Here is a 16,722-nt window from a genome sequence, read left to right as displayed (position 1 = left end):
GATTATTCATCAGCAATGCTTGCTGGCGGCCAGTTCTCGAGGCGCATACCCAGAGAAAGACCACGCGAAGCCAGCACATCTTTAATCTCGGTAAGAGATTTTTTACCAAGGTTAGGCGTTTTAAGCAGCTCAACCTCGGTACGCTGTACCAGATCACCGATGTAGTGGATAGCTTCTGCCTTAAGGCAGTTAGCAGAGCGGACAGTCAATTCCAGATCGTCAACAGGGCGCAGCAGGATCGGATCGAATTCTGGTTTCTCTTCTTTAACTTCCGGCTGACGTACATCACGTAAGTCAACGAAAGCTTCAAGTTGTTCTGCCAGAATGGTTGCCGCACGACGAATCGCCTCTTCAGGATCGATTGTGCCGTTGGTTTCCATTTCGATGACCAGCTTGTCCAGGTCGGTGCGCTGCTCTACACGCGCTGCTTCAACATTGTAGGCGATACGGTCTACAGGGCTGTAGCAAGCGTCAACTAACAGGCGGCCGATTGGGCGCTCATCTTCTTCCGAATGAATTCGGGCAGAAGCCGGCACATAGCCACGACCACGCTGAACTTTGATACGCATGCTGATAGCAGCGTTCTCATCGGTCAGATGGCAAATGACATGCTGAGGCTTGACGATTTCGACATCACCATCATGGGTAATGTCGGCTGCAGTCACAGGGCCAATGCCAGATTTATTCAAGGTCAGAATAACTTCATCTTTCCCCTGAACTCTTACCGCCAGCCCTTTCAGGTTGAGCAGGATTTCCAGGATATCTTCCTGTACTCCCTCTTTGGTGCTGTACTCATGAAGTACACCATCAATTTCAACCTCGGTCACCGCGCAACCCGGCATGGATGAAAGCAGAATACGGCGCAGTGCGTTACCAAGAGTATGGCCAAAGCCACGCTCTAAAGGCTCAAGGGTCACCTTGGCGTGCGTCGAACTCACTTGCTCGATATCTACCAGGCGCGGTTTTAGAAACTCTGTCACAGAACCCTGCATTGTGTCCTCTCTTTGGTACTAAGCCTTACTTGGAGTAAAGCTCGACGATCAGGTGTTCGTTAATGTCCGCAGACAGATCAGTACGTTCAGGAATACGCTTGAACACACCTTCCATCTTAGTCGCATCAACTTCCAGCCAGGTTGGCTTTTCACGCTGCTCAGCCAGCTCCAGAGCGGCCTTCACGCGAGATTGCTTTTTGGCTTTCTCACGGATGCTAACGACATCATTCGGAGATACCTGATAAGAAGCGATGTTAACAACGCGGCCATTTACCAGAACAGACTTATGGCTAACCAGCTGACGTGCTTCTGCACGAGTGGCACCAAAGCCCATACGATAAACTACGTTGTCCAGACGACCTTCCAGCAGAGCCAACAGGTTTTCACCGGTGTTGCCTTTCAGACGAGCTGCTTCTTTATAATAGTTACGGAACTGACGCTCCAGCACGCCGTAGATACGACGAACTTTTTGCTTTTCACGTAACTGACCGCCGTAATCAGACAGACGCGGTTTACGCGCACCATGCTGACCAGGGGCTTGTTCAATCTTACACTTGGAATCAATCGCGCGAACGCCAGACTTAAGGAATAAGTCAGTGCCCTCACGACGGCTCAGCTTGAGCTTAGGACCCAAATATCTTGCCATTTTCTTTCTCCAACTATCCTAAAAAAACGGGCGTTATACGCGACGTTTTTTCGGCGGACGACAACCGTTATGAGGGATCGGAGTCACATCAGTAATATTAGTGATGCGGAAACCAGCGGCGTTCAAAGCACGAATCGTAGATTCGCGACCTGGACCCGGACCCTTTACCATAACTTCCAGGTTCTTAATTCCGTAATCTTTTACCGCTTCTGCACAGCGCTCTGCAGCGACCTGAGCAGCAAACGGAGTGGATTTACGTGAACCGCGGAAACCGGAACCACCGGCGGTTGCCCAACCCAGTGCGTTACCCTGACGATCAGTAATGGTAACGATGGTGTTGTTAAAAGAAGCATGGACATGAGCCACGCCATCTGAGACTTGTTTTCTTACACGCTTACGTGCACGAACTGGTGCCTTTGCCATTATTTACTCACCCCGATTATTTCTTGATCGGTTTACGCGGACCCTTACGGGTACGTGCGTTGGTCTTAGTACGCTGACCGCGAACCGGAAGACCACGACGATGGCGCAAACCACGGTAGCAACCAAGGTCCATAAGACGCTTGATGCTCAGGGTGATTTCACGGCGCAGATCACCTTCTACAACGAATTTCGCAACTGCATCACGCAGCTGATCAATTTGTTCTTCAGACAGCTCACTGATCTTAACATTTTCAGCAATACCCGTTGAAGCGCAGATGGCTTTAGAACGAGTTTTACCGATACCGAAGATCGAAGTTAATGCGATAACGGTATGTTTTTGATCAGGAATGTTAATGCCTGCTATACGGGCCACTATGCACTCCTATAATTAAACAAGCACGTCCCATGCTGAAAAGCCCGTTTTCAGGATACTCAAATGGAAACGCACTGACATACAAAAGATTGGCTGGCTAATCTAGCCAGCTCAACCCGACTTTGCAAGAAAAATATGTGACAAAATCAGCCTTGGCGCTGTTTATGCTTTGGCTCGGCGCTGCAGATCACACGGACGACACCGTCGCGACGAATGATTTTGCAGTTACGACATAATCTCTTGACGGAAGCACGAACTTTCATTTTTACTCTCCGTAACTTCTCAACCAACTGAATTAACGGCCGTAGCCTTTCAGGTTAGCTTTCTTCAGTGCCGACTCGTACTGACTTGACATCATCAGAGTTTGCACTTGAGCCATAAAGTCCATGATGACGACAACTACGATAAGCAGTGAAGTACCGCCAAAGTAGAAGGGAACCTTCATCGCATCACGCATGAACTCCGGGATAAGGCAGATAAACGTAATGTAGAGAGCGCCGATTAAGGTCAATCGCGTCATTACTTTATCAATATACTTCGCCGTTTGCTCTCCCGGACGAATTCCCGGTACGAATGCACCAGACTTCTTCAGGTTATCTGCTGTTTCACGTGGGTTGAAAACCAACGCCGTATAGAAGAAACAGAAGAAGATGATTGCAGTCGCATAGAGTAGCACATAAAGCGGCTGTCCTGGCTGCAAATACAGCGAAATTGTTGTCAGCCAGTTCCAACCGGTACCGCCCCCAAACCACGATGCAATCGTTGCCGGGAACAGAATAATGCTGGAAGCAAAGATGGCTGGAATGACGCCTGCCATGTTCACTTTCAACGGTAAATGTGTGCTCTGTGCAGCGTAAACGCGACGACCTTGCTGACGTTTTGCGTAGTTCACCACAATGCGGCGTTGACCACGTTCAACAAAGATAACAAAGAAGGTCACTGCGAATACGAGTACTGCAACCAACAGCAACAGAAGGAAGTGCAGGTCGCCTTGCCGCGCTTGCTCGATGGTATGGCCAATGGCCGGCGGGAGACCCGCAACGATACCTGCGAAGATAATGATCGAAATACCGTTACCGATACCACGTTCAGTAATCTGTTCGCCCAGCCACATCAGGAACATCGTTCCTGAGACCAGACTTACAACAGCGGTAAAGTAGAAAGCAAAGCCTGGATTCATTACCAGGCCTTGCATCCCTGGCATATTCGGCAGACCGGTAGCAATACCGATCGACTGAAATATGGCCAATACCAACGTACCGTATCGGGTGTACTGGCTAATCTTACGACGGCCAGCCTCCCCTTCTTTCTTAATTTCCGCTAACGCTGGATGAACCACCGTTAATAACTGGATGATAATCGATGCCGAAATATACGGCATGATGCCCAGTGCGAAGATAGAAGCACGGCTCAGAGCACCACCAGAGAACATGTTAAACATTTCAATGATGGTGCCACGCTGTTGCTCAAGCAGTTTGGCAAGTACAGTGGCATCAATACCAGGGATTGGAATAAAAGAGCCAATACGGAAGACAATGAGTGCGCCGATTACAAACAGCAGTCTGCGTTTCAGCTCACCAAAGCCACCCTTGGCACTTTGAAAATCTAATCCCGGTTGTTTAGCCATCTGCTACTTATTCCTCGATTTTACCGCCAGCAGCTTCGATTGCAGCACGTGCACCTTTGGTGACACGCAGACCGCGAACCGTTACCGGTGTAGAAACTTCACCAGACAGAATTACTTTAACGAATTCAATCTGAACACCGACAATGTTGGCTGCTTTCAGCGCGTTCAGGTCGACGATACCGCCTTCAACTTTCGCCAGATCAGACAGACGAATCTCTGTGGTGATCATTGCTTTGCGAGAGGTGAAACCGAACTTCGGCAGACGACGGTACAGAGGCATCTGACCACCTTCGAAACCGCGACGTACGCCACCGCCAGAACGTGAGTTCTGACCTTTGTGACCACGACCACCGGTTTTTCCGAGGCCAGAACCGATACCACGACCCAGACGCTTGGTAGCGTGCTTAGACCCTTCGGCCGGAGACAGAGTATTTAAACGCATCTCTTACTCCTCCACTTTAACCATATAGGAAACCGCGTTAACCATACCGCGTACTGCAGGCGTGTCTTCACGCTCAACGGTGTGGCCAATACGACGCAGACCCAGGCCAACCAGAGTGGCTTTATGCTTAGGCAAGCGGCCGATTGAACTACGGGTTTGAGTGATTTTAATAGTCTTAGCCATCGTGATTACCCCAGAATTTCTTCAACGGATTTACCACGCTTAGCAGCGACCATTTCCGGAGATTTCATATTGCCCAGGCCGTCGATAGTTGCACGAACCACGTTAATCGGGTTAGTAGAACCATAGGCTTTTGCCAGTACGTTATGAACTCCAGCGACTTCCAGAACGGCGCGCATTGCACCACCGGCAATAATACCGGTACCTTCTGAAGCCGGCTGCATGAACACGCGGGAACCCGTGTGTGCACCTTTAACTGGGTGCTGCAGGGTGCCGTTGGTCAGCGCGACGTTAACCATGTTGCGACGGGCTTTCTCCATCGCTTTCTGGATCGCTGCTGGAACTTCACGCGCTTTACCGTAACCAAAACCTACGCGACCATTACCATCGCCTACCACAGTCAGTGCTGTGAAGGAGAAGATACGACCACCTTTAACAGTTTTAGAAACACGGTTTACCGCGATCAGTTTTTCCTGCAGTTCGCCAGCTTGTTTCTCGATGTGTGCCATCTTAGACCTCTACCTTAGAACTGAAGGCCAGCTTCACGGGCAGCATCTGCCAGTGCCTGGACGCGACCATGATATTGGAAACCGGAACGGTCGAAAGAAACACCAGTGATGCCTTTTTCGATTGCGCGTTCTGCGATAGCTTTACCTACTGCAGCTGCGGCTTCTTTATTACCGGTATACTTCAGTTGTTCAGTGATAGCTTTTTCTACAGTAGAAGCAGCGACCAGAACTTCGGAACCGTTCGGGGCGATTACCTGTGCGTAAATATGACGCGGGGTACGATGTACCACCAGGCGAGTAGCACCCAGCTCTTTGAGCTTGCGACGTGCACGGGTCGCACGACGGATACGAGCAGATTTCTTATCCATAGTGTTACCTTACTTCTTCTTAGCCTCTTTGGTACGCACGACTTCGTCGGCGTAACGGACACCCTTGCCTTTATAAGGCTCAGGACGACGGTAGGCGCGCAAGTCCGCTGCAACCTGACCAATCAGCTGTTTATCAGCGCCTTTCAGCACGATCTCAGTCTGAGTTGGACATTCTGCAGTGATACCCGCGGGCAGCTGGTGATCGACTGGATGAGAAAAGCCCAGAGACAGGTTAACCACGTCGCCTTTAACGGCTGCACGATAACCTACACCAACCAGCTGCAGCTTCTTAGTGAAGCCTTCGGTAACACCGATTACCATTGCGTTCAGCAGCGCGCGAGAAGTACCCGCCTGCGCCCAGCCGTCAACGAAACCTTCGCGCGGAGCGAAAGTCAGAGCGTTGTCAGCATGCTTAACTTCAACAGCATCATTGATAGTACGAGTCAGCTCGCCGTTTTTACCTTTAATCGAAATTACCTGACCGTTGAGTTTTACCTCTACGCCGGCAGGAACAACGACAGGTGCTTTAGCAACACGAGACATATGTATCCTCCGATTACGCTACGTAGCAGATAATTTCGCCACCAAGACCTGCCTGGCGCGCTGCACGATCAGTCATGACACCTTTAGATGTAGAAACTACAGCGATGCCCATACCAGCCATTACCTTTGGCAGCTCATCTTTTTTCTTATAGATGCGCAGACCAGGACGGCTTACTCGCTGAATGCTTTCTACAACAGCTTTACCCTGGAAATACTTGAGAGTAAGTTCCAGTTCCAGCTTGATGTCGCCTTCGATTTTGAAATCTTCAATATATCCTTCTTCCTTCAGAACGTTGGCAATTGCCAATTTCAGCTTGGAGGAAGGCATGGTGACCGCAACTTTGTTTGCGGCCTGACCGTTACGGATACGGGTCAGCATATCCGCGATCGGATCTTGCATGCTCATCTGTGTTACTCCCGTGATTCAATTGGTGACAATTACCAGCTAGCCTTTTTCAGGCCCGGGATTTCACCGCGCATGGCGGCTTCGCGGACCTTGATACGGCTCAACCCAAACTTCCGCAGGAAACCGTGCGGACGACCTGTTTGACGGCAGCGGTTACGCTGACGCGAAGGGCTGGAATCACGCGGCAGACTCTGCAGCTTCAGAACAGCATCCCAACGATCTTCGTCGGAAGCGTTCACATCAGAGATGATCGCTTTCAGTTCAGCGCGTTTAGCGAAGAATTTGTCTGCTAATTTTGCACGCTTAACTTCGCGTGCTTTCATAGATTGCTTAGCCATTAAGTAACCCTACCTTACTTACGGAACGGGAAGTCAAAGGCAGCCAGCAGAGCACGGCCTTCATCATCAGATTTCGCAGTAGTGGTAATGGTGATATCCAAACCACGAACGCGATCGACTTTGTCGTAGTCGATTTCTGGGAAGATGATCTGCTCACGTACACCCATGCTGTAGTTGCCACGACCATCGAATGACTTAGCGGACAAGCCACGGAAGTCACGGATACGTGGAACAGCAATGGTGACCAGACGCTCAAAGAACTCCCACATGCGCTCGCCACGCAGAGTTACTTTACAGCCGATCGGATAGCCCTGACGGATTTTGAAGCCTGCAACTGATTTGCGTGCTTTGGTGACCAGCGGTTTTTGACCGGAGATTGCTGCCAGGTCAGCTGCTGCGTTATCCAGCAGTTTCTTGTCAGCGATCGCTTCACCAACACCCATGTTCAGGGTGATCTTCTCGACCCGAGGGACTTGCATGACAGAATTGTAGCCAAACTCTGTCATGAGTTTCTGGACTACTTCGTCTTTGTAGTAATCATGCAGTTTCGCCATCGTACTACTCCAAATTACTTGATAGTTTCGCTGTTAGACTTGAAGAAACGGACTTTTTTGCCGTCTTCGAATCTAAAGCCTACACGGTCAGCCTTACCAGTTGCCGCGTTGAACAGTGCAACGTTAGAAACCTGAATAGCAGCTTCTTTTTCAACGATGCCACCTGGTTGGTTCAGAGCCGGAACCGGCTTCTGATGTTTCTTCACCAGGTTGATACCTTCAACGATGACCTTACCAGAAGACAGGACATTCTTAACTTTACCGCGCTTACCTTTATCTTTACCGGTTAACACGATAACTTCGTCGTTACGACGGATTTTAGCTGCCATTGTTCGCTCCTTAGAGTACTTCTGGTGCCAGAGAGATAATTTTCATGAACTTTTCAGTACGAAGTTCACGAGTTACCGGCCCAAAAATACGCGTACCGATAGGCTGCTCACTGTTATTGTTCAGAATAACGCATGCATTACCATCGAAGCGAATGACAGAACCGTCCGGGCGACGAACACCCTTCCTGGTGCGCACCACTACCGCCTTCAGGACATCACCTTTTTTGACTTTACCACGCGGAATTGCTTCCTTGATGGTAACTTTGATGATGTCACCGACGCCTGCGTAGCGACGGTGCGAGCCACCCAGAACCTTGATACACATTACGCGACGTGCACCGGAGTTGTCGGCGACGTTCAGCATAGTCTGTTCTTGGATCATTTTAGTGCTCCGCTAATGTCAACTACTACTTCGGGACCTAAACCTCAGGTCGTTAGAAAGCCCCATAATTGAGGGCGCGGCATTGTAACACCGGTTCTCACAGATGGGTAGAAAAAATAAACGGCTCTCAATCGAGCCGCTGATTTCCCCTGATGACAGGGAGGGCGTATTCTAGGGAATAGTGCGAACAGTAGCAAATGTAATCTGCCTTATTTTTCGTCGCCTCCCAAATAAAGTGCCCTTCTGACTCAACCAGCCAGTTTCCTGGCCAGTTGGTTATGCTGACGCAACACGGCTGGCAGTTCAATTCCGGCCACTTGTCCGTCCCGTACCCGGACTTTTCCGTTAATGATGCTATAGGCAACCTGTCCCGGATTACAGAACACCAGGGCGGCGACAGGATCGTGCCCTGCCCCGGCAAGTCCAATTCGATTCAGGTCAAAAATGGCCAGATCGGCCATCATGCCCGGCGCAATGGTGCCCACATCATCGCGGTTTAGCACCTTTGCTCCACCCAGCGTCGCCAGTTCCAGTGCCTGACGTGCCGTCATCGCATCCGGGCCGAAGCCAACGCGTTGCAGCAGCATCGCCTGACGAACCTCGGCCATCATGTCTGAGCTGTCATTGGAGGCTGAGCCATCCACACCCATACCCACGTGTACGCCGGCATCACACATATGGCGTATCGGCGCAATACCGGAACCGAGACGCATGTTCGAGCAGGGACAGTGTGCGACGCCGGTACCGGTACGTGCAAAGAGTTCTATGCCATGCTGATCCAGTTTGACGCAGTGTGCATGCCAGACATCCGGTCCTACCCAGCCGAGGTCTTCAACATACTGTGCTGGCGTCATATTGAATTTTTCACGGCTATAACGGATATCGCTGTCGTTCTCCGCCAGATGGGTGTGCATTGAGACGTTGAAGCTGCGTGCCATCGCTGCGGATTGCTTCATCAGCTCACGGCTGACTGAAAACGGCGAACATGGCGCAACCACGATGCGTAACATCGAACCGTGGCTGCCATCATGGTAGCGCTCAATCACACGCTGCGTATCTTTAAGAATGGCGGCTTCATCCTCTACCAGTGCATCGGGTGGTAAGCCACCCAGGGACTTACCGACGCTCATGCTGCCCCGGCTCGCATGGAAACGCATGCCCATTAAGGCTGCAGCCTCAATACTGTCGTCAAGCTTACAGCCATTCGGGTAGACGTAGAGATGGTCACTGGTGGTGGTGCAGCCGGAGAGCATTAACTCGGCCATGGAGATCTGTGTTGAGATATGAATCATCTCAGGCGTCAGATTCTGCCACAGTGGATAGAGGTGGGTTAGCCAGTTAAAGAGCTCGCCGTTTTGCACTGCAGGAATAGCGCGGGTCAGGCTCTGATACATGTGGTGATGCGTATTGATCAGGCCAGGGATGACAATGTGTCCTCGCAGATCGATGATCTCATCCGCGCTATCGGGTAACGAGCGTGCTTCCCCGACTGCAACGATCTTATTTCCTTTTATCAGAATAGAAGCGTTACCTATTTCCCGACGGTCAGCATCCATGCAGACCACACATTCAGCATTCTTCAGTAACAGAGTTCGTTCCATGCTATCGCCTGTGGATAGTGGTTGTGTGTTACCCGATAATAGCGGCAAGCTTTTGGCAGAGCTAATCGCAGGTAACGCAGCTAACAGTGGCAATTTTAACAGTGACCGGCGTAAGCGGTCATGACTCTCCATTTTCACGGCACATTTCCTTGTACAGTTATGATAACCCCGGCGTTTATAGCCTGGCGCTTTCAGGCCACGTCGCCTGAAGAGAGGCAGCTTAATCCCTGCAAATCCCTGAATTTTTGAGCACCATCAAATCCGTATTGCCACGGGCACAAATGGATCAAGCCCGAATCGCAGGCAAAAAAAAACCCCCTGCCGAAGCAGAGGGTTTCCTCAGAAAAAACGATTCTTATTACAGAACAGCTTTCTCGATTACGCGAACCAGGGTCCAGGATTTAGTCTTGGACAGTGGACGGCATTCGCGGATTTCTACCACGTCACCAATTCCACATTCATTGTTCTCGTCATGGATGTGCAGCTTGGTCGTACGTTTAATGAATTTGCCGTAGATCGGGTGTTTCACGAAACGTTCGATAGCAACAACTGCAGATTTCTGCATTTTGTCACTTACTACACGACCCTGCAGAGTACGGATTTTATCGGTCATTACGAACCCGCCTTCTCAGTCAGTAAAGTCTTAACGCGTGCAACATCACGGCGAACCTGTTTCAGCAGATGAGTCTGCTGCAGTTGGCCAGATGCTGCCTGCATGCGCAGGTTAAATTGCTCACGCAGCAGATTAAGCAGCTCAGTGTTCAGCTCTTCAACGCTTTTTTCACGCAGCTCAGTTGCTTTCATTACATCACCGTCTTAGTTACAAAGGTGGTTTTGATAGGCAGTTTTGCTGCTGCCAGCTTGAATGCTTCACGGGCCAGCTCTTCTGGTACGCCGTCCATTTCATACAGGACTTTACCAGGCTGGATCAGGGCAACCCAATACTCTACGTTACCCTTACCTTTACCCATACGCACTTCCAGCGGCTTCTCGGTAATCGGTTTGTCCGGGAATACTCGGATCCAGATCTTACCTTGACGCTTAACTGCACGGGTCATAGCACGACGTGCTGCTTCGATCTGACGAGCAGTCAGACGACCACGGCCAACAGCTTTCAGACCGAAAGTACCGAAGCTGACATCCGTACCCGCAGCCAGACCGCGGTTACGGCCTTTGTGCACTTTACGGAATTTCGTACGCTTTGGTTGTAACATCAGCGACTCTCCTTACTTACGGCCTTTACGCTGCTGCTTTTTAGGTTGAGCAGCCGGTTCCGGTTGTTCAACAGCAGCCATACCACCCAGGATCTCACCTTTGAAGATCCATACCTTAACGCCGATTACACCATAAGTGGTGTGCGCTTCAGAGGTGTTGTAGTCAATGTCAGCACGCAGTGTGTGCAATGGCACGCGACCTTCACGATACCATTCGGTACGTGCGATCTCGGCGCCACCCAGACGGCCGCTAACTTCGACTTTAATACCCTTCGCGCCAAGACGCATGGCGTTCTGAACTGCACGCTTCATAGCACGACGGAACATCACACGACGCTCCAGCTGTGAAGTGATGCTGTCAGCTACCAGTTTCGCGTCCAGTTCCGGCTTGCGGACTTCGGCGATATTAATCTGTGCAGGAACGCCAGCGATATTCGCGACGACCGTGCGCAGTTTTTCTACATCTTCGCCTTTCTTACCGATAACGATGCCCGGACGAGCGGTGTGAATAGTCACACGGATGCTCTTCGCTGGACGCTCGATAACGATACGAGAGACAGATGCTTTAGCCAGTTCTTTAGTCAAAAACTGACGTACTTTAAAATCGCTGTCCAGGTTGTCAGCGAATTCTTTGGTGTTCGCAAACCAGGTAGAGTTCCATGGTTTTACAATACCCAGGCGAATACCATTAGGATGTACTTTCTGACCCATTGCTAGTCTCCAGAGTCTCAGCGATCGGACACAACCACAGTAATGTGGCTGGTGCGCTTCAGGATGCGATCTGCACGACCTTTGGCACGCGGCATAATGCGTTTCATGGTCGGACCTTCATCAACGAAAATTTTCGTGATTTTCAGATCGTCGATATCAGCGCCATCGTTGTGTTCGGCGTTAGCAATGGCAGATTCCAGAACTTTTTTGACCAGTACAGCCGCTTTCTTATTGGTGTAGGTCAAAATGTCCAGTGCCTGCGACACTTTCTTACCGCGAATCAGGTCAGCAACAAGGCGAACCTTCTGAGCAGAAGAACGAGCGTGGCGATGTTGAGCTAAAGTTTCCATCTCTTCCTCCTACTTATTTCTTCTTGGCTTTTTTATCAGCCGCGTGACCGCGATAAGTACGTGTCGGCGCGAATTCACCCAGTTTGTGACCAACCATTTCGTCGGAAACAAAGACAGGCACGTGCTGACGACCATTATGGACAGCGATGGTCAAACCGATCATGTTAGGAAAGATCGTTGAACGACGGGACCAAGTGCGCAAAGGCTTCTTGTCACCGCTTTCCACCGCTTTCTCTACCTTCTTCAGCAAGTGCAGGTCAATAAAAGGACCTTTCTTGAGAGAACGTGGCATGGCTTATCCTCTAATATTATTTGCTACGGCGACGTACGATAAACTTATCGGTACGCTTGTTGCTACGGGTCTTCTTACCTTTGGTCTGAACGCCCCACGGAGTTACCGGGTGCTTACCAAAGTTACGACCTTCACCACCACCGTGCGGGTGATCAACTGGGTTCATCGCGGTACCACGAACGGTAGGACGAACACCACGCCAACGGGCTGCACCAGCTTTACCCAGAACGCGCAGCATATGCTCAGCGTTGCCGACTTCGCCCAGTGTTGCGCGGCAGTCAGACTCGACTTTACGCATTTCACCTGAACGCAGACGCAGGGTAACGTAAGAACCTTCACGCGCAACGATCTGCACGTAAGCACCGGCTGAGCGAGCAATCTGACCGCCTTTGCCTGGTTTCATTTCTACGTTATGCACGGTTGAACCCACCGGGATGTTACGCATCGGCAGAGTGTTACCTGCTTTAATCGCAGCATCAACGCCAGATTGGATCTGGTCGCCGGCTTTCAGGCCTTTAGGGGCCAGGATGTAACGGCGCTCGCCGTCTTTGTACAGAACCAGTGCGATGTTCGCAGAGCGGTTCGGATCGTACTCAAGACGTTCAACAACTGCCGGGATACCGTCTTTGTTGCGTTTGAAGTCAACAATACGATAAGCCTGCTTGTGACCACCACCGATATGACGGGTAGTGATACGACCATTGTTGTTACGGCCACCGGATTTGCTGTTTTTTTCTACCAGCGGGGCAAATGGTTTGCCCTTGTGCAGCTCCGCGTTTACCACTTTAACTACATGGCGACGACCCGGAGATGTCGGTTTACATTTAACAACTGCCATTGTCTTTCTCCTCCGACTTACTCAGCGCCGCCAGCGAAGTCCAGATTCTGGCCTTCTTTCAGGGTGACGTAAGCTTTTTTCCAGTCGCTACGACGACCGATACGCTGTCCTTGACGCTTAACTTTGCCCTTAACTACCAGGGTGTTTACGTCTTTAACTTCTACTTCGAACAGTTTCTCAACAGCAGCAACGATCTCTGCTTTGGTCGCGTCATTAGCAACTTTGAGAACGATGGTATTGGTTTTTTCCATCGCGCTAGATGCTTTTTCAGATACGTGCGGCGCGCGCAGTACTTTCAGCAGACGTTCTTCACGGATCATGCCAGCATCTCCTCAACTTGCTTAACTGCATCAGCAGTCATAACGACTTTGTCGAAGGCGATCAGGCTAACTGGGTCGATACCGGATGCATCACGTACGTCAACCTTGTACAGGTTGCGCGCAGCCAGGAACAGATTCTCATCCAGTTCACCGGTGATGATCAGCACGTCTTCCAGAGCCATGTCTTTCAGTTTCTGTACCAGCAGCTTGGTTTTCGGTGCTTCTACAGCAAATGATTCGACAACGATCAGACGATCTTGACGTACCAGTTCGGACAGGATGCTTTTCAGCGCGCCGCGGTACATCTTTTTGTTAACTTTTTGACTGTGGTCCTGCGGCTTCGCAGCAAAGGTCACACCACCTGAACGCCAGATTGGGCTCTTTACAGAACCTGCACGCGCACGGCCGGTGCCTTTTTGACGCCATGGCTTTTTGCCTGAACCGGTTACTTCGGCGCGAGTTTTCTGCGCACGAGTACCCTGGCGGGCGCCAGATGCGTAAGCAACAACAACCTGGTGAACCAGCGCTTCGTTGAAATCACGACCGAAGGTAGTTTCGGAAACAGTCAGCGCGCTCTGCGCGTCTTTCAATACTAATTCCATTGCTATCCCCTTACGCCTTCACAGCTGGTTTAACGATCAGGTCGCTACCGGTAGCACCGGGAACTGCACCTTTAACCAGCAGCAGGTTGCGCTCAGCGTCAACACGTACTACGTCCAGACTCTGAACGGTTACGCGCTCATTACCCAGCTGACCTGCCATTTTCTTGCCTTTGAACACTTTGCCCGGAGTCTGGTTCTGACCGATAGAACCCGGAACGCGGTGAGACAAGGAGTTACCGTGAGTAGCGTCCTGGGTACGGAAGTTCCAGCGCTTAACGGTACCGGCGAAACCTTTACCTTTAGAGGTACCGGTTACGTCAACTTTCTTAACTTCAGCGAAAATCTCAACGCTGATGCTCTGACCTACAGAGTATTCTTCACCTTCAGCGGTGCGGAATTCCCACAGGCCACGGCCAGCTTCAACGCCAGCTTTAGCAAAATGACCAGCTTCAGGTTTGGTCACACGGTTTGCTTTTTTAGCACCGGTGGTAACCTGAATTGCCTGGTAACCATCGTTTTCCAGGCCTTTGACCTGAGTAACGCGGTTCGCTTCAACTTCGATTACGGTGACGGGGATAGAAACGCCATCTTCAGTGAAGATGCGGGTCATGCCCACTTTTTTACCGACTAAACCAATCATTGTTTCAACCTCTCAATCGCTCGATGACCTGATTAACCCAGGCTGATCTGCACGTCAACACCGGCAGCCAGATCCAGACGCATCAGAGCATCAACGGTTTTTTCAGTTGGCTCAACGATGTCTACCAGACGCTTGTGAGTGCGGATTTCGTACTGATCACGCGCATCTTTGTTAACGTGCGGAGAGATCAGAACAGTAAAACGCTCTTTGCGGGTTGGCAGCGGGATTGGACCACGAACCTGCGCACCAGTGCGCTTGGCGGTCTCAACGATTTCCGCGGTTGATTGATCGATCAGACGATGATCAAACGCTTTAAGACGGATACGGATTCTTTGGTTCTGCATGAGACCAGAGCTCCAAACTTTTTATAGACGAAAAAAATTACTACTCGAGCCCATTACGATTGATGGGAGAGTGTAATCGTTCAGCATATAACTCCACAATTGGGAGTATTGTCAGGCGGCCTAAATTTCAGCCGTCTGCGATTCTGCTCGAATCGCGCCTGCAATATCTGCAGGCCCGCGCATTATACGTAAATCTGTTCAGGAAGCAACCCGTGTTGAGGTTTTACCCATTAAATTGTGGCCGGTTCGTGAAGCGTGCGTCGCATTGCACTGCCGTATCACTGATAAATCAGTTATTCAGTTGTGAGTCTGTTTCCGCCCTTCTTCATTCATAGGTGACACAGAACCCGTTGCCCACGAGAGTGCATCTAACCTTTCGTCCGGAGCATAATCATGTCGCCCACTCTGATAACTCACATTGCTGCACTCGCAGGCGGAGGTGCATTGGGAAGCTTTCTTTCGCTGACCAGCCAGCGCTTCGCCCCCGCCCTCTCACCCGCTCAATGGTTTGCCCTACTCTGCTTTCCGGGTTCGCACTGTAATCATTGCCAGCAGCGCCTGCTGTGGCGAGATGCGCTGCCGTTAATAAGCTGGCCTGGCTTAAAAGGACGGTGTCGCTTCTGTCATCGCGCGTTCGGCGCAGAAAGCGTTGTCATTGAATGGCTGTTTGCCCTTCTGTGCCTGCTGGTGCTGCAGAGTTTTGACCACTCTGCTGAAGCTATTTTTATTATTACTGCCTCCGGCCTCTTGCTGCTCGTGGCTGCCATCGATCGTCGCCACTTCTGTATACCTGACCCGCTCAATTATCTGCTGATCTGGTCTGGATTATTCCATGCCACGCTGTCCGGAACCGAAACAACGGCGATATGGGGTGCTGTGGCGGGCTACTGTGCGTTGTGGCTGCTCGCCTGGAGCTATCGGCAGATGCGGGGGTACGAGGGATTAGGTTATGGCGATATCAAGCTCTTCGCAGCGTTAGGTGCCTGCTGTGGCTGGCAGGCATTACCCTGGATTGCGTTGGGTGCCACCGTTATGGCGCTGACGTCGATCGTGATGCTGCAACTGCGGGGTTTTATTCAGGGGGACAGCCCGCTGCCGTTTGGCCCATTCCTGGCCATTGCGGGCTGGGTAGCGATAGTACTGCAGACCCGATTCACTCTTGTTTGATTTGAGCCTGCAGATAGTTCTGGATGCCCATCTTCTGGATTAACTCAAGTTCCGTTTCAATCCAGTCGATGTGATGTTCCTCATCAGCCAGGATTTCAATCATCATGTCACGGCTGACATAGTCATGCACTTTGTCAGCATAGGAGATAGCTTCACGAAGGTCTTTCGCGCCCTCCAGCTCCAGATTCAGGTCTGAACTCAGCATCTCTTCAACATCTTCACCGATACGGAGCCGTCCCAGATCCTGAAGATTTGGGATCCCTTCAAGGAAAAGAATACGCTCAATATATTTATCGGCATGTTTCATCTCATCGATTGATTCATGGTATTCCACATCATTGAGGCGCGTCAGACCCCAGTTTTTGAACATGCGCGCATGCAGAAAGTACTGATTGATAGCAACCAGTTCATTTCCAAGCAGTTTGTTGAGATGACTGATAACTTTGATATCGCCCTTCATTGTTAACCCTCCGCGTCTGGTTTATTAGAGCGTAGATGCGGTTAAAAAGAAGTCAAAAAAACGCGACAGAT

At 50.7% G+C, this 16,722-nt stretch carries 30 protein-coding genes; 1 reads left to right on the top strand and 29 read right to left on the bottom strand.

The genetic code is table 11. From position 1 onward, the window contains the following. Positions 1-2: 2 nt before the first annotated feature. The 28 genes from rpoA to rpsJ all read right to left on the bottom strand — a co-directional run bounded on the left by rpoA (position 3) and on the right by rpsJ (position 15,024). Complete coding sequence (gene rpoA, locus HFD95_RS17650; protein WP_003850179.1) at positions 3-992, bottom strand: DNA-directed RNA polymerase subunit alpha; 990 nt, start codon at positions 990-992, stop codon at positions 3-5. A 25-nt stretch (positions 993-1,017) separates the two neighbouring features. Further along, on the bottom strand, positions 1,018-1,638 hold the full coding sequence (gene rpsD / locus HFD95_RS17645; protein WP_008927131.1) for a 30S ribosomal protein S4: 621 nt from the start codon (positions 1,636-1,638) through the stop codon (positions 1,018-1,020). Between the two features lie 33 nt (positions 1,639-1,671). Then, positions 1,672-2,061 (bottom strand): 30S ribosomal protein S11, encoded by a 390-nt coding sequence (rpsK, locus tag HFD95_RS17640; RefSeq protein WP_004160563.1) that lies wholly within the window; start codon positions 2,059-2,061, stop codon positions 1,672-1,674. A gap of 16 nt (positions 2,062-2,077) precedes the next feature. Then, complete coding sequence (rpsM, locus tag HFD95_RS17635; RefSeq protein ID WP_003850176.1) at positions 2,078-2,434, bottom strand: 30S ribosomal protein S13; 357 nt, start codon at positions 2,432-2,434, stop codon at positions 2,078-2,080. Between the two features lie 146 nt (positions 2,435-2,580). Further along, on the bottom strand, positions 2,581-2,697 hold the full coding sequence (gene rpmJ / locus HFD95_RS17630) for a 50S ribosomal protein L36 (protein WP_010252805.1): 117 nt from the start codon (positions 2,695-2,697) through the stop codon (positions 2,581-2,583). A gap of 32 nt (positions 2,698-2,729) precedes the next feature. Then, on the bottom strand, positions 2,730-4,061 hold the full coding sequence (secY, locus tag HFD95_RS17625) for a preprotein translocase subunit SecY (RefSeq protein WP_003850175.1): 1,332 nt from the start codon (positions 4,059-4,061) through the stop codon (positions 2,730-2,732). 7 nt (positions 4,062-4,068) lie between these two features. Beyond that, entirely contained in the window at positions 4,069-4,503 is a 435-nt protein-coding gene (gene rplO / locus HFD95_RS17620; RefSeq protein ID WP_003850168.1) for a 50S ribosomal protein L15, read from the bottom strand. A gap of 3 nt (positions 4,504-4,506) precedes the next feature. After that, positions 4,507-4,686: a 50S ribosomal protein L30 gene (gene rpmD / locus HFD95_RS17615; RefSeq protein WP_003850166.1), complete on the bottom strand. Its 180-nt coding sequence runs from the start codon at positions 4,684-4,686 to the stop codon at positions 4,507-4,509. Between the two features lie 5 nt (positions 4,687-4,691). Continuing rightward, entirely contained in the window at positions 4,692-5,192 is a 501-nt protein-coding gene (rpsE, locus tag HFD95_RS17610) for a 30S ribosomal protein S5 (RefSeq protein WP_003850164.1), read from the bottom strand. Between the two features lie 14 nt (positions 5,193-5,206). After that, the gene (gene rplR / locus HFD95_RS17605) at positions 5,207-5,560 is read right to left on the bottom strand and encodes a 50S ribosomal protein L18 (RefSeq protein ID WP_003850163.1); all 354 of its coding nucleotides are present in this window, start codon (positions 5,558-5,560) and stop codon (positions 5,207-5,209) included. 9 nt (positions 5,561-5,569) lie between these two features. Then, entirely contained in the window at positions 5,570-6,103 is a 534-nt protein-coding gene (gene rplF, locus HFD95_RS17600; protein ID WP_003850161.1) for a 50S ribosomal protein L6, read from the bottom strand. A gap of 13 nt (positions 6,104-6,116) precedes the next feature. Continuing rightward, a complete protein-coding gene (gene rpsH / locus HFD95_RS17595; protein ID WP_003850158.1) occupies positions 6,117-6,509 on the bottom strand; it encodes a 30S ribosomal protein S8 in 393 nt (130 codons plus the stop codon). Positions 6,510-6,541: 32 nt separating this feature from the next. Continuing rightward, complete coding sequence (rpsN, locus tag HFD95_RS17590) at positions 6,542-6,847, bottom strand: 30S ribosomal protein S14 (protein ID WP_008927132.1); 306 nt, start codon at positions 6,845-6,847, stop codon at positions 6,542-6,544. A 14-nt stretch (positions 6,848-6,861) separates the two neighbouring features. Beyond that, positions 6,862-7,401 carry a 50S ribosomal protein L5 gene (rplE, locus tag HFD95_RS17585; protein ID WP_003850155.1) on the bottom strand — a complete coding sequence of 180 codons (540 nt, stop codon included), beginning with the start codon at positions 7,399-7,401 and terminating at the stop codon, positions 6,862-6,864. Positions 7,402-7,415: 14 nt separating this feature from the next. Continuing rightward, a complete protein-coding gene (rplX, locus tag HFD95_RS17580) occupies positions 7,416-7,730 on the bottom strand; it encodes a 50S ribosomal protein L24 (RefSeq protein ID WP_003850150.1) in 315 nt (104 codons plus the stop codon). 10 nt (positions 7,731-7,740) lie between these two features. Next, positions 7,741-8,112: a 50S ribosomal protein L14 gene (rplN, locus tag HFD95_RS17575; RefSeq protein WP_006120590.1), complete on the bottom strand. Its 372-nt coding sequence runs from the start codon at positions 8,110-8,112 to the stop codon at positions 7,741-7,743. Positions 8,113-8,360: 248 nt separating this feature from the next. Further along, positions 8,361-9,713 carry an 8-oxoguanine deaminase gene (locus HFD95_RS17570; RefSeq protein WP_167430557.1) on the bottom strand — a complete coding sequence of 451 codons (1,353 nt, stop codon included), beginning with the start codon at positions 9,711-9,713 and terminating at the stop codon, positions 8,361-8,363. Positions 9,714-10,071: 358 nt separating this feature from the next. Then, positions 10,072-10,326: a 30S ribosomal protein S17 gene (rpsQ, locus tag HFD95_RS17565; RefSeq protein ID WP_003850147.1), complete on the bottom strand. Its 255-nt coding sequence runs from the start codon at positions 10,324-10,326 to the stop codon at positions 10,072-10,074. Beyond that, complete coding sequence (rpmC, locus tag HFD95_RS17560) at positions 10,326-10,517, bottom strand: 50S ribosomal protein L29 (RefSeq protein ID WP_003850146.1); 192 nt, start codon at positions 10,515-10,517, stop codon at positions 10,326-10,328. Before rpmC ends, rpsQ begins: the two co-directional genes overlap by 1 nt. Next, on the bottom strand, positions 10,517-10,927 hold the full coding sequence (gene rplP / locus HFD95_RS17555; protein WP_008927134.1) for a 50S ribosomal protein L16: 411 nt from the start codon (positions 10,925-10,927) through the stop codon (positions 10,517-10,519). The genes rpmC and rplP overlap by 1 nt, the downstream gene beginning before the upstream one ends. A 12-nt stretch (positions 10,928-10,939) precedes the next feature. Continuing rightward, the gene (gene rpsC / locus HFD95_RS17550) at positions 10,940-11,638 is read right to left on the bottom strand and encodes a 30S ribosomal protein S3 (protein WP_009087585.1); all 699 of its coding nucleotides are present in this window, start codon (positions 11,636-11,638) and stop codon (positions 10,940-10,942) included. A gap of 17 nt (positions 11,639-11,655) precedes the next feature. Continuing rightward, the gene (gene rplV / locus HFD95_RS17545) at positions 11,656-11,988 is read right to left on the bottom strand and encodes a 50S ribosomal protein L22 (protein ID WP_008927136.1); all 333 of its coding nucleotides are present in this window, start codon (positions 11,986-11,988) and stop codon (positions 11,656-11,658) included. 13 nt (positions 11,989-12,001) lie between these two features. After that, complete coding sequence (rpsS, locus tag HFD95_RS17540) at positions 12,002-12,280, bottom strand: 30S ribosomal protein S19 (RefSeq protein WP_001138115.1); 279 nt, start codon at positions 12,278-12,280, stop codon at positions 12,002-12,004. Between the two features lie 16 nt (positions 12,281-12,296). Beyond that, entirely contained in the window at positions 12,297-13,118 is an 822-nt protein-coding gene (rplB, locus tag HFD95_RS17535; RefSeq protein WP_008927137.1) for a 50S ribosomal protein L2, read from the bottom strand. Between the two features lie 17 nt (positions 13,119-13,135). Then, positions 13,136-13,438, bottom strand: a complete 303-nt coding sequence (rplW, locus tag HFD95_RS17530) for a 50S ribosomal protein L23 (RefSeq protein WP_003850708.1) — start codon at positions 13,436-13,438, stop codon at positions 13,136-13,138. Continuing rightward, positions 13,435-14,040, bottom strand: a complete 606-nt coding sequence (gene rplD, locus HFD95_RS17525; protein WP_003850711.1) for a 50S ribosomal protein L4 — start codon at positions 14,038-14,040, stop codon at positions 13,435-13,437. Before rplD ends, rplW begins: the two co-directional genes overlap by 4 nt. Before the next feature lie 10 nt (positions 14,041-14,050). Continuing rightward, on the bottom strand, positions 14,051-14,680 hold the full coding sequence (rplC, locus tag HFD95_RS17520; RefSeq protein WP_003850712.1) for a 50S ribosomal protein L3: 630 nt from the start codon (positions 14,678-14,680) through the stop codon (positions 14,051-14,053). Positions 14,681-14,712: 32 nt separating this feature from the next. Then, complete coding sequence (gene rpsJ / locus HFD95_RS17515) at positions 14,713-15,024, bottom strand: 30S ribosomal protein S10 (protein ID WP_001181005.1); 312 nt, start codon at positions 15,022-15,024, stop codon at positions 14,713-14,715. Positions 15,025-15,417: 393 nt separating this feature from the next. On the opposite strand from rpsJ, the gene HFD95_RS17510 reads away from it, so the two are divergent. Further along, a complete protein-coding gene (locus HFD95_RS17510) occupies positions 15,418-16,191 on the top strand; it encodes an A24 family peptidase (RefSeq protein ID WP_167430556.1) in 774 nt (257 codons plus the stop codon). Here the strand turns inward: HFD95_RS17510 and bfr are convergent. Beyond that, positions 16,178-16,651: a bacterioferritin gene (bfr, locus tag HFD95_RS17505; RefSeq protein ID WP_010253012.1), complete on the bottom strand. Its 474-nt coding sequence runs from the start codon at positions 16,649-16,651 to the stop codon at positions 16,178-16,180. The two genes, HFD95_RS17510 and bfr, sit on opposite strands and share 14 nt — an antisense overlap. Between the last annotated feature and the right edge of the window lie 71 nt (positions 16,652-16,722).

It is taken from the genome of Pantoea sp. EKM10T, from assembly GCF_011800685.1.
Taxonomy (GTDB): domain Bacteria; phylum Pseudomonadota; class Gammaproteobacteria; order Enterobacterales; family Enterobacteriaceae; genus Pantoea; species Pantoea agglomerans.
Note: the sequence above shows the minus strand (reverse complement) of the source record. Positions and strands in the feature narration are given on the sequence as shown.